The sequence below is a fragment of the Ningiella ruwaisensis genome, from assembly GCF_004798935.1.
Classification (GTDB): domain Bacteria; phylum Pseudomonadota; class Gammaproteobacteria; order Enterobacterales; family Alteromonadaceae; genus Glaciecola; species Glaciecola ruwaisensis.
The window spans coordinates 140,182-152,990 of sequence record NZ_RAHT01000003.1 but is presented as its reverse complement, the minus strand read 5'-3'; the positions used below and the strand labels follow the sequence as shown (position 1 = coordinate 152,990).

The following is a 12,809-nucleotide window of genomic DNA, read 5'->3' as shown; positions in this document are numbered from 1 at the left end:
TTTATAAAGTTAATTGGAGTTAGCTTGCTTAAGCCACTCATCAAGTACAGACTCTAACTTAGTTAGCTGCTCTACATGTTTTTCTTGATTCTTAGCTAACTTAGCTATGTTTTGTAGCTTCCAGCGTATAGCTGGCAGTTCTGCTGCATCTGGGTAGTCAAACAGTGACCAATCAGGATTCCCTTGTTTGAATGACAACAAAAATGAGCGATCTTTTTCTGTGAAATGGGCTTGTAGTGCAGCTACCATCGCTGGCCTTATAGAAATTAAGTCGTTTAACTCAACGGGTTCAAAAGTCATGCCATCGAACTCAGCTTGAAACTTATCATCAAGAGGTTGCCAGTTAGGAGCCATAACCTCATTGATAGGTCTTGGGTGGCTTAGTACGTAAGTAATGAATCCAACAAAGATATCTCGTGAAATACCTTCCTCTGCAAGCAGCATACGAACATCAAACAGATCGCGAGGGTGCTGGCGATCCATGGCAGCACATAGTTTTCCGCCATAAAGATCGGGCAGACTAACTACAGGAATCTCTGCATAACCAAACTCTTCTTCAACTGATTCTTGGACAGCTAAGCTATCTGGCTTATGCAACGTACCTCTTGCAACCGGAGAGACTTCTATTTTAATTGTTGCATTAGGACTTGTAACAACAATACGCAATTCATCTAACCTATGGTCCTGCAATACAGGTCGGTTCTCAGGTTCTTTGTTGATTAAATCGGTTATACGTTGCAATGCTGCTTTTACATTTGCTAGAGCTTCATTTCTCGGTTCAAGAGGAAGATAAGCAAGATCAATATCCACAGACAAGCGTGGAAAATCTCTCACAAATAAGTTGATAGCTGTACCACCTTTGAGTGCAAATGAAGGTTCTGTTGCAACCACTGGTAACATTCTAATCAGCAGTGAAACCTGCTTGTAATAAGGGCTCTCTCTATCCATTGTTTGCTTCTTCTTTTTTTACACTTAATATTTCTGGCACTGTGATTTGGTAACGCTCATCAAATCGCCCTTGCTCTACCACCTGACGCTTTCCTGAACCTAATGCGATCTTTGTTTCATCAATGCGCTGAGTCCACTGATGCCCATGATAATGACTCAAAAACAAAAACACTCTATTGGTTTGAACCGAGCTACTACGTTCAAGGAGAGATTGCACCTTTCTAGGACTCAGGTTTACAAGGCCTTGAAAAAGCTCTGCTGCATGCTCAAAAGAAATTTGCTTCCCTATTGCATCAACAACTTCGTAAGCAGCAAGCTCTGGGCAACTAGCTTTTAACTCTTTTCCTTTAACCGTAATCACTTTTAGGTCCTTTTCAGAGACAGCTTCAAGTTTATGGTTACCACAATAAAACCAATTTTGCTTGGGAAATTCACGAAACCACTTAGGCAATGATTGTTTGTTCTTCACCCCTATCCAAACTTGTTCTTTACTTAGCTGTAAATAGTGGCTCAGCCCTTGGTGAGTTAAGCTGCTTAACCCAGCCAGATGAACACGATGGTGCAACTGTGTGTCCATCGCTTGTAGAGCATCCACCCAGCCCGGCTTAACATCATCTCTTGCGCTTGGCCGATAATAAACGCCAGAAGATAGCTTCCTAAGCCAACCACTCTGCGCATATTTTTGAGCTAAGGAATAGCTAATTCCGTTCTCAGTCAGCCATTGCTGTAGCACAAGGGCTCCAGGATATGCATTGGCTACCAACCAGTTTATCTTGGATGACATTTTAATACCTAGGGTGTGAATATTATACGCAAACCAAACCAGAGGTTTACTCCAAGTAGTATTGTAACACCCTAGGTATTAAAAAAAACCACAAGATAAACAAAAATCAAAAACACAGTATTACTCCATGTCAAGTTCTCTTCAGTACCAAAATGGGCAATTACAGATGCCTTCTTTCACCTCAAAAATCGGTACCATCATCACGTCGACGAAATCAATTGAAAAGATCTGAAACTATTGCGCTGCAGCCAATCCACTGAGGATTTGCAATGAACTTAACAATCGAGAAACGAGATGAGGGGTTGATGTCTTTACCTGAAGGCGCACCACCAGAACTAATAGCGGGACCTATCTCTGTTAAAGCTCACACGTATGACCCAGATTTTAAGAAAGGATTTGGCATTCTAATTCAATGGCGCTCAAGAGTGGGCGAGCATCACGAGCGAGTCTTCAAAATGAAGGATATTCTTGCTGATGGAGGGCGATCTATGATTCAAACACTTGCTGATACGGGCTTATACATACATTACAGGCAGGGTTACTGGAAACACATCATTGACTATATTTTGTCATCATCACCAACAGACACTGTAGTTACGGTTGATCAAACTGGTTGGTATTACGATCAATTTGTTACACCAAGCTGGGTAGCGGGCTTTAGTGAACAAGAAGTGATTTTCCAAAATGATTCTGCAGAGAAATTGAGTTCCAAAGGTACATTTATGGATTGGCAAGAGTCCGTTGCCCGCTTATGCCAAAACAATGCTTTAATGACTTTTTCACTGTGCTCAGCTTTCGCTGCTCCTTTGCTATCCAAATTGGATTGGGACTCATTTCTAGTACATTTCCTAGGCAATTCTAAAAATGGAAAAACTACCTTATTGCGACTTGCGGCTTCTGTTTGCTCAGACTTTAATTACTGTGATTCTTGGAGTAGTACCAGCAACGGCCTAGAGGCCAGGGCTAAGTCACGCAACAACATGATTGTTCTGTTGGATGAATTCCAACAGGCAGATCCTGAATCAGTACTGACCGGCGTTTATCAACTAGGCAATGGCACATCAAAGCTAAGAGCGACCAAAAGTGCCAACCTGCAAGAGCAATATCACTGGAACATTGTAGGGCTCTCGACAGGAGAAATTAGCCTTGCTCAAGTTCTAGCCCAAGCAAACCGAAAAGTTCAAGCTGGCCAGCTGATGCGATTTTTTGAAATTCCTCTGTTTCAGAAATATGGAGCCTTCGAGCACATACATGAACTCAACTCTGCTAAAGAGTTTGCTGAACACATAGCCCAAGTAACATCACACCAGCATGGTACAGCGCTTCAACCCTTTCTAAACCAGGTCGCGTCCATTGATAACATCAGGGAAAAACTAACTTCAAGAATTAAATCAATATCATCGATGTGGTTTGATTGCTACGAACTAATAAAAAACAATCAGATAAGTTTCGCAACTGACCGCTTCGCCTTTGTTGCTTCCGTTGGCGAGCTTGCCATTGAATTAGGGGCGCTTCCATGGAGTAAAGGCAGCGCCATTATGGAGATCGGGAAAATCTTTGAGGTATGGGTAGCCAACCAGGATGAAGATTGTGACTTTGAAGAGCGACATATAAAGAACCAGCTGCGGCAAATCATTCCCAAGTGGCAGTATTCAATGAGTTTACCCGGTGAAATAGCCAAAAATGGATGGTGGCGATACGAGAGAGGCGAGCTTTGCTGGCATATCCATCGAGATGCGTTCAAGCGAGCTTTTAAGCTGGATTTTGACCATCAGGTTATTCAGACCGCGCTACTTCTTAAGAGGCAAGGCTGGCTGCAAACCAATGAGCCTGCTCGCGGCACATTCAAAAGCAATGTTTCTGGCCGTGCAGCTCGAAACTTTAAAATCTTCCCGGCTAGGATTACCGAACAACTAGATCTCGATGTTGATTTCAGCCGTTTCCAAAAAGGAGGTGAGGCATGATTTCCCATTTTCCCATTTCCCAGCGCGATAGAAACGAAGCTCAAGCTCTGTTGGCAGATATCAAAGCGGCAATCGAAGAGCTCCGCACTCTAATAACATCGCAAAAACAGTTCTTAAGCGCAGAGGAAGCTGCACAGTATGCAAACTTGTCTGTTAAGTACATTTATAAGCTCACGCATACCAAGCAAATCCCGCACTACAAACCGAACCGCAAACTGTACTTCAAGCGCGATGATCTCGATGCTTGGTTGATGTCTCACCGGGTAGAGGAGAAAAAGTAAATGCCTTATACTGAACCGACTTTGACACAAAGAGCAGAGATCTTGAACGCCTATGGTGAGTCAGAGCGCTTGGTAAGAGAAGCTGAGCGCAAGCAGATCACCTCAATCAGCAATACCACATGGTGGAGACTAAGCCGAAAAGGTCAAGTTCCGGCAGCCAAGCAAGTTGGTACAACCAAGGCCTGGTTGCTGTCCGATCTGCTGCTTTGGATGCAACATCAGTAAATTAGCCAAAATCTTTCTGGTGAGTATATCGGTGAGTAACGTGATACAGTTACTCACCACAATCGCTTGAAAGCACTGGTCTCACAGGGCATGACCAATGCTATTCTGCGAGCAGATCCAGAATATTGAGTAAATTCCTCTACCCTATCTGATATTTTTCTTATGCTTCCAAAGCCCTTTTAAAAAAGGGCATTCTTACTGGGCATATTTTTACACTATACATGGCAAGCGCCGTGAAATGTCGGTGAGCAAATATCTATTCATAGGGTTAGTCTGCGAGCGCATCGGGAGGTAGCTGATGCTGTTGCGCCGTCGGTTTGGTATGACTTAATGAAACTAAAAAACGCAATTTAACAAGAAAATGTTGATTCGTAAGTTAAAAATCTATTTTGTAAGTACAAAGCCGTATTTGTAAGTATAATTTTTAATTTGTAACTAAAAAATCTAAAATGTAATGATTTTTTTGGTAAACTAACTATTATATACGGTTGTGCAAACGTTAAACAAAGATAATACCTTTTTTGCGAGAAGTAAAGGACTGCTATGAAACCAGTTGGATATGCTTACCTTAATCTGCATTACGATCTACGTCTACCGAAGCTCGGGGTGGAGGTTTATCAGGATCCGAATGCGGAAAAGGAACAGTTGATCCAATATGGTGGTAGCAAGCGCAAGGTCATTCCCAGCCATCTAAAGTACGATGATAATCCTTACTCGCAGATGCATGCGGCAATAAAAAACCAAGGTATCAGACTACATTTCTTCGCAGCAATTTATAAAAAAATTAATGTGACTGAGTTTACTGCGTTTATTTTAGATAAACCGACAAGTCAATATAACCGAGTCCTTTGGTTTCTTTACGAATGGCTAACTGGTCAGAAGCTTGATATCCCGGACTTGAAGTCGTCGAACTATATCAAATTGTTTGAGGACGAGTTCTACTACACCCTGAGAACTGGGCAGAAAGATAAAAGAACACGGGTTATTAACAACGCGCTAGGTACACCTGAATTTTGTCCGACGATCCGAAAAACAGCTGAAATAAGTCAGCTTGATGAGACTAACGTTTATAAAACTGCATTTGCGAAAATGCAGCGCATCGGAGAACAGCTATCAGTTGATGTGATTGGGAGATCGGTTAATTACCTTTATACAAAGGAAACAAAGTCATCGACGGAGATAGAGAGAGAAGAGCCGAATAGGCAGCGAATGCAACGATTTCTGAATGCAATAAAAAATGTTGGATTATATGATTTGAACAAGCATTCGCTCATCAACGTTCAGAACCAAATTGTGGATGAGAAGTTTAAAGCGACCGATTACCGTAAATCGGAAATTTATGTCGGTACAACGATTCAACGGTTTGGGGTTCGAGATGAAGATGTTCATTACGTTGGTGCTAAACAAGAACACGTAGCAAGTATGATGAGTGGTCTATTTAAGCTACATGAAAACTTGATGATTGATGGCTCAGTTCCCCCATTATTCCATGCAACTTTGATATCTTTCGGTGAAGTTTATATTCACCCATTTGACGATGGAAATGGTCGCATTCATCGCTATCTGATTCATGACGTTATGAAGCATCGAGAACCAGAGCATAAGTTTATTATTCCTATATCTGCTGCGATCTTAAAGAACCAAAAAAAATACGATCAGGTTCTTGAAACCATTTCGGTACCAATAATGGCGATGTTGGATTACGAATTCGACGATTCCAATAGAATCGTAATCAATAATAATATTGATTACATGTATCGCTTTGCGGACTACACCGAGCATGTAAAGTTTGTATATGAGATGATGGATACAGCCATCTCCGATGATCTACTAAAAGAAGTTTGCTTACTTACTGTGTTCGACTGCTTGAAAAAATTTATCAACGAAAATGCGGACTTGCCGAACAATAAAGTCGATATGGTTTTATCAATTATTATTCAAAACGGTGGTAAAGTTTCAAAGCGCAAACGTAAGCAATTAGAAGCGCTAGTGGATGGTCCGATTCTCAAACAATTGGAGCAGCAGGCGACCCTCCTAATCGAAGAAATTAAGGATAAATTTGAAATTGATGTTGTTGCGGTGATGAACGAAGAGAGTTAAGTGCTAATAAGCAGGACAGAAAATGTTTCATGACTTTTGGTTAAATATGAACATTGTTTGGCGGCCTTACTTCCCGAGCTGTGTTAAAAATGCTTGATGAAATTCATATTTTTAAAAAGCTTGGTTCTAATCATTTAAAATACTGATTAGCCTGATCTGTAACAAGATTATGCCTTTTCCATTTAGCTTTTACCCAAATTCACTTTTCAGTTATGCTCAATAAATCAACGACTAAAAAGCAACTTTATGAATCAAGCTGGCATATATGAGCAACTAATTACCCAATTGGTGGAGCTAAAGTTAGATCGTGAAACATTCTATGTTGGTGAACGCTTATTAGAAAATGGAGAAGCAGCGTCTTGGTTGTCACGATTTCTAACTCGAATTATCGAAATAGCTATGGATTCAGTGCCTAACGGTGAGAATAGAATTTTTGACCAAATAAACCTAGCCAATAAAGTCATTGAATGGTTAAGCGACAATATTGGTGATAAGGAAATTATCACCGAAAATTTAATCGATACGCAAGGCAAGATACTAACCGCACTCCTAGACAAACAAAATCCCGTTGCCTCTGATCTTCCCAAATACATCGAATCAATAATGCCTCTGACTGGCCTCACTCAGAGTGAATTATTTTGTGGCAGTAACGTTGGCATTTCACTCGAAACTGAAATTAAAAGAGAAATTCAGTCGTCGGATAAAATTTATTGGTTAGTTTCATTTATAAAGTGGGCTGGAATTAGGATTTTCAAGAAGGAGCTTGAGGACTTCACTCGCAGTGGTAAGCAACTCAAAGTTATCACTACATCCTATATGGGGGCTACTGATGCTAAGGCAATAGAATTTTTAGCGTCACTTCCCAATACAGAAGTAAAACTCAGTTACAACACGAATAGGGAAAGACTACACGCTAAGTCATATCTGTTCATACGTAATACTAGCTTTAACACTGGTTACATTGGCTCATCCAATTTATCTCACTCAGCCTTAACCAGCGGTTTAGAGTGGAATTTAAAAATCACCTCTCAAGAAATTCCTCATATTATTGAGAAATCTCTAAGCACCTTTGAAACTTACTGGGAATCGCCAGATTTCGAACAGTTTGATGGCAAAACAAAAAGCAGGGAAAGGCTTAATATTGCCCTGCAAACTGCTAGAGGTTCGTTTGATGGTGGTGAGTCTAGCTTTTATTTTGAAATCAAACCGCACTCTCATCAAAAAAACATCCTAGAGAAATTAAAGGTCGAGAGAGAGCTGCATGGAAGGTATAGAAACCTTGTAGTCGCAGCAACAGGAACGGGGAAAACAGTCATTTCAGCTTTTGACTTTGCAAGATTTTACAATGAACACCCGGAGGCTAAGTTTCTATTCTTAGCCCATAGAGAGGAGATACTTAAGCAAGCCAGAAGCGCATATCGCGGAGTTCTTAAAAACAGTCAATTTGGGGAGTTACTGGTAGGTCAATATAAGCCTGAAAAGTTCAATCACCTATTTGCTTCTATCCAGAGTTTCAATAATCAACTTTACAGCTTGAACTTAACTTACGATTACTTCGACTATATTGTTATTGATGAGGTTCACCATGTAACAGCTAATAGCTATCGTTCAATTCTAGAGCACTTTGAGCCAACAATACTAGTTGGCTTAACTGCAACACCGGAACGCCATGATGGTGCTGACATCCTCAAAGATTTCTGCAATGTTATTGCCGCAGAAATTCGGTTGCCAGAAGCAATAAATCAACGCCATTTATCGCCATTTCAGTACTTTGCAATTGATGATGAAACAGATCTTACGACAATTTCATGGTCAAAAGGCCGATATGACGTTGCTGAGCTTACCAACTTATATACCTTGAATGACCAACGGGTGGTCAGAATTATTCAAAGCCTCAATGAAATTGTTACTGATATTTCTCAGATGCGAGCGCTTGCGTTCTGTGTGAGCAAAGAGCATGCAAATTATATGGCTAAGAAGTTTACTTTTAGCAAGATCCCCTGTGGAGTGCTCACTAGCGACAATTCTAGGGACCGTTATATTCAGCAGCAGCGTTTAAAGTCGAGAGAAATTAATGTCCTATTTGTAGTCGATATTTTTAATGAAGGTGTTGATATTCCTGAACTAGACACTTTACTATTTTTAAGACCAACAGAGAGTTTAACTATATTTTTGCAACAATTAGGTCGAGGACTCCGCCTAATTGAAAACAAGGAATGCTGCACGATTTTAGATTTTGTTGGTAACTCAAGACCTGAATATGATTTTTCACATAAATTTAGAGCATTAGTTGGCAAAACTAACCAAGCAATTTCTAAAGAAGTGAAACAGGGTTTTCCTCACCTTCCTCTTGGCTGTCGTATTGAGTTACAAGAGAAAACTCAGAAAATGATCTTGAGGAACATATCTCAAGCAACGCTAAATAAAAGCAAATTACTTAACCTTATTTCCAGCTACCCCCACGTTACTGACTTACCGCTTAATCTGACTAACTTCTTGCATATCTATCCGGACATTACTTTAGAAGATATTTATAAAATTAAAGTTGGCAAGTTTGGAGGATGGAACGCTTTAATTGCCGCAAGCAATCAGCATGATATAAATGAAGCTGAGTCTCCTATATACGCAGCTTATTATCGTGCAATCAACAATCGAATTCTAGGCAATACATCTATTTCATATTTAAGGTTTGTTAAAGCCCTATGCGAGTCTAACTTTTCCCTAACTAGTTTAGTCAATATCGAATCCATGCCTGAAAGGCACAAAGAGCTATTTACTGTTATGTGTCATTATGATTTTTGGGATAAAACAATTAAACAAGCTGGATTCGATTCGATTTCGTCTAGTATCAAAGCGCTGAACAATACACTTCTTAAAAATGAATTACTTGAAGTAGTAACATTGTTAGTTAAACGTCTTGAAACACAAGAGTTTTCAATGCCAACAGTGGAAAATGAGATAGTTGACAGCTCCCCTCTTAAGATGCACGTTAGATATCCTAAAGAGCACATTTTGATTGCTTTTGGTGACACTAAAATTGATAGAAAATCTTCAAGTCGCGAAGGTGTTTTAAACATTGAAAATGCAAATACAGAACTGCTATTTGTGACTCTTGATAAGTGTGAAAAACAGTTTTCGGCAACCACTATGTATCATGACTACGCTATCAGCCCTACATTATTTCACTGGCAAACGCAGAACAGTTCGAAGCCAACATCCGGCAAGGGACTTAGCTACATTCACCAGAAGCTGAACAAAAAAACGTTTATTTTGTTCGTGAGAGAGCAAGCAAAAGACGAATACGGAAAGACAATGGGATTTGTTAATTTTGGGCCTGTTGATTTTGTAAAGTATGAAGGTTCGCAACCGATGAATATAACCTGGAGATTAAAGCATCCCATGCCAGCATTCATGTGGCACGATACAGCCAAGCTGGCTGTTGGGTAAACAATTGCTGGTGAATGCCTTAATACCAAACAAGGCTAATTGTCTCGAAGTGCATAAACCATCAACTTATAATCAATTAACTCCAACAACCAACTTAACAATAATTCCTGATGCTGCTGAGATACGCTATCTATAAGCTCAAACTTGTCATTTTCAACTTTAAAAAACGCTTTTCGCTTTTTCGAATTTCCACCGACCCAAGCATTAATTGGGTTTTTAATCCAATACGAGATAAAGCTGTCTGGATAGTAGCTATCGACCATATGCCGCTGTAATGGCTTTGTTAAGTCATTAAGAAATTCACGGTGTCGACGAAGTACGTACCATGAGCGCCTACAAAGTGTCTTAAGTTCAACCGCACCTGATAAACCGCCACATTCAATAAAGGCTTTGAGCAAAATCATTTTGAAGGACTTTGTCATTGCGGTTTTTTCTATTTCGACCAGCAGCGCACCATAAAGATCGATTATTTCTTTTGCGTCTTTTGGCATCCCTTCCTGTTGATACACAAAGTTGAACCAAAAGTCGCTATGATGACGAATCTTACTTAAATCGCCACCGCCCTCTATGTACTCACTCAATGTCGGCCTGTGACCGAGCGTTTCGCTTAAATTCTGATATAAGGCTTGATGTGTCAGCATGCTGCTTTGCACGAGTTTGTCCAACATACTTACTGCATCAGGCGCTAAATTTACAAAACAACCATTATCAAGAGTCAACGCTTGTGCTTTCTTTAAAAACGCCTGGCGCTCTGCATTTGTTGAATTGATACCCAGCAATGCTTCAAATTGCGTGAAGTAAGTATTGTGATTACCCACATAATCAATAATCACCAAATGCGACTTATTCGAAGCCCGGCGCAGTCCTCGCCCTATTTGCTGCAAATAAACAATTTTTGATTCTGTGGGGCGCAGCATTAAAATCGTATCAATTAAGGGTAAATCGGTACCCTCATTAAACAAGTCTACTGCAAAAATGATATCAACCTCGCCTCTGGCCAACATTTGTAAAGCAACATTGCGTGGCGTATGCGAGCGTGAGTGCACGGCAAGCGCTTTTGCACCCTTATTTGAAAAATACTCTGCCATAAACTCAGCATGCGAAATGGATACGCAAAAACCTAAGCTGCGGCTTTGCTTATGCTCTTGCCAGTGAACAAAGTTGTGATGCGCTCGCTGTTGAGTGGCAAATTTTGAAGTCAGCGCGTCCGGATCGAACTTACCATTGCGCCAAGGGATCTCGGTATAATCAACTGTATCTTTAAGGCCAAAGTAGCGAAATGGAACCAGTACTGATTTAGCGATTGCTGTTGGCATATCAATTTGATACACCAAATTGTTATCACACAGCGCAAGTATATTTGCGTTGTCCGTACGTTTTGGCGTTGCGGTCAAACCTAATAAAAATCGTGGTGTAAAGTAATTCATCACAGCTTGATATGATGGCGCACTGGCGTGATGAAATTCATCAACCACAACATAATCAAAATGTTCGGGAGGTAAACGCTTCAGCGTGTTGCCCTTACCAAGGGTCATTACAGAAGCAAATATTAAATCCGCGGTTAGTTCTTTTTGCTGTGCATTCACAATACCGCTGGTGTAATTCGGAAAAAGCTGAGCAAAAGTGGCCTGAGCCTGGATTAAAATTTCTTCTCGATGCGCTATAAACAGCACACGCTTTGCTTTTATGCTGGCAACATCAAAAGCGGCCAGCCATGTTTTTCCTGTACCTGTCGCCATCACTACCAAACCGCGCAGATAACCATCATGCCTGGACTTTGCGAGCGCTTGTAAAGCTTCCTCTTGTATTTTGTTGGGTTGAAAAACTTCGTCAACCTGCTTGAAAGTTTGCTCTGGAGGCGGTTCAGCAACGTGATGCACCGCTAATTGGCGATTTTGGTCATATTTTCTCGCGTAATCGGCAATGATGATATCATTTGTCACTGACGTATATGGGTGCTTTACGAGCTCCTCAAAAGCCGTTTGTATTGCTGCAAACATCGCAGGCTCTCGTTGTTGTTGAACGCCCATATTCCACTCGAAAGCATTGGTCAATGCCGCCTTTGAAAGGTTGCTTGAACCAATAAATGCGATACCGTCATTTTGCTTTTTGTGTTCATCGCGATAGCAGAAGATATAGGACTTTACATGAAAACTTTGCTCTCGCGCTGCGAATAGATAGCTTTGTATATTCGTTAATGAATTTAAAGTGCCTAGTGCTGATGGCTCGGTGATGTATAAATAATCACTGGTTAATATACGAATGGATGCGCCACGTTCACCTGCATCAAGCAATGCCGACAGAATCTGTTGTAAGCCCGACATTTTTATAAAAGACACAGCAAAGTCTATTCGTGCCGAGCGATTTATCGCCTCAAGCAGGTGCGGCAAAAATGGATCTTCATCACCAAAGCTAATTTGATGCTTTGTATTAGTTTGCATGCGTAACAATCACGTTCAGCCAGGATTGCATACTTTCGCGCAACGGCTTGCACTCTTGCCATTGCTCGACAACTTGAAAACCAGCTTGTTGAAACACAGCAATCAACTCATCCATTTCATAATATGCAAAAAAACGCCCTCTTGAATCCACGCCTTCGTCTGCAAACATGATCTCTTCGCTTTTTGCTTTAGCCTTTGCATTGCTTTTAGCTTTAAAAGAAGCGAAAAAAATACCATTTGGTGAGAGGTGAGCTTTAAGGTAATGCAACACAGGCAGCATGTCTTTTTTAGGTAGATGCAACAAACTGGCACACGCCCAAATTCCATCAAACTCAGATGGTAAAGACAGTGCACGAAAATCCTGGACCAACACGTCTTGCCCAATAAGCTGCGATGCTCTTTTTGCCAATGCCTCGCTACCATCAATGGCTGTTACTGAAAATCCTTTTTCAATAAAATAAAGGCTATCACGACCTGAGCCACAACCTAAATCAAGTATTTTCGCGTCTTCGGGTATGCGTTGTAAAAATCGCGCTATCACATCGTCCATTGGCAGTAATATCGTTTCGTTGAAATACTGCTCGGCGTGAAGGTTATAGTAGTTATTTGTCATTACAGC

At 40.8% G+C, this 12,809-nt stretch carries 9 protein-coding genes; 5 read left to right on the top strand and 4 right to left on the bottom strand.

What is annotated here, in order from left to right; translation table 11 throughout:
* Positions 1–9 precede the first annotated feature (9 nt).
* Together D6V41_RS07015 and D6V41_RS07010 are read right to left on the bottom strand one after the other, a co-directional pair.
* Complete coding sequence (locus D6V41_RS07015; protein ID WP_136250785.1) at positions 10–948, bottom strand: nucleotidyl transferase AbiEii/AbiGii toxin family protein; 939 nt, start codon at positions 946–948, stop codon at positions 10–12.
* Positions 941–1,732: a type IV toxin-antitoxin system AbiEi family antitoxin gene (locus D6V41_RS07010; protein ID WP_005512037.1), complete on the bottom strand. Its 792-nt coding sequence runs from the start codon at positions 1,730–1,732 to the stop codon at positions 941–943. The genes D6V41_RS07015 and D6V41_RS07010 overlap by 8 nt, the downstream gene beginning before the upstream one ends.
* A gap of 269 nt (positions 1,733–2,001) precedes the next feature.
* On the opposite strand from D6V41_RS07010, the gene D6V41_RS07005 reads away from it, so the two are divergent.
* The 5 genes from D6V41_RS07005 (at position 2,002) to D6V41_RS06985 (ending at position 9,749) form a co-directional block, all read left to right on the top strand.
* Positions 2,002–3,696 (top strand): DUF927 domain-containing protein, encoded by a 1,695-nt coding sequence (locus D6V41_RS07005; protein WP_136250784.1) that lies wholly within the window; start codon positions 2,002–2,004, stop codon positions 3,694–3,696.
* Positions 3,693–3,977: a helix-turn-helix domain-containing protein gene (locus tag D6V41_RS07000; protein ID WP_136250783.1), complete on the top strand. Its 285-nt coding sequence runs from the start codon at positions 3,693–3,695 to the stop codon at positions 3,975–3,977. Before D6V41_RS07005 ends, D6V41_RS07000 begins: the two co-directional genes overlap by 4 nt.
* On the top strand, positions 3,978–4,202 hold the full coding sequence (locus tag D6V41_RS06995; protein WP_136250782.1) for an AlpA family phage regulatory protein: 225 nt from the start codon (positions 3,978–3,980) through the stop codon (positions 4,200–4,202). It abuts the gene before it with no gap.
* Between the two features lie 543 nt (positions 4,203–4,745).
* Entirely contained in the window at positions 4,746–6,302 is a 1,557-nt protein-coding gene (locus D6V41_RS06990) for a Fic family protein (protein ID WP_136250781.1), read from the top strand.
* A gap of 246 nt (positions 6,303–6,548) precedes the next feature.
* The gene (locus tag D6V41_RS06985) at positions 6,549–9,749 is read left to right on the top strand and encodes a DUF3427 domain-containing protein (protein WP_136250780.1); all 3,201 of its coding nucleotides are present in this window, start codon (positions 6,549–6,551) and stop codon (positions 9,747–9,749) included.
* A 35-nt stretch (positions 9,750–9,784) separates the two neighbouring features.
* Here the strand turns inward: D6V41_RS06985 and D6V41_RS06980 are convergent, their stop codons facing one another.
* Complete coding sequence (locus tag D6V41_RS06980; protein WP_136250779.1) at positions 9,785–12,190, bottom strand: DEAD/DEAH box helicase family protein; 2,406 nt, start codon at positions 12,188–12,190, stop codon at positions 9,785–9,787.
* On the bottom strand, positions 12,180–12,803 hold the full coding sequence (locus D6V41_RS06975) for a class I SAM-dependent methyltransferase (RefSeq protein ID WP_136250778.1): 624 nt from the start codon (positions 12,801–12,803) through the stop codon (positions 12,180–12,182). The genes D6V41_RS06980 and D6V41_RS06975 overlap by 11 nt, the downstream gene beginning before the upstream one ends.
* Positions 12,804–12,809: the final 6 nt, after the last annotated feature.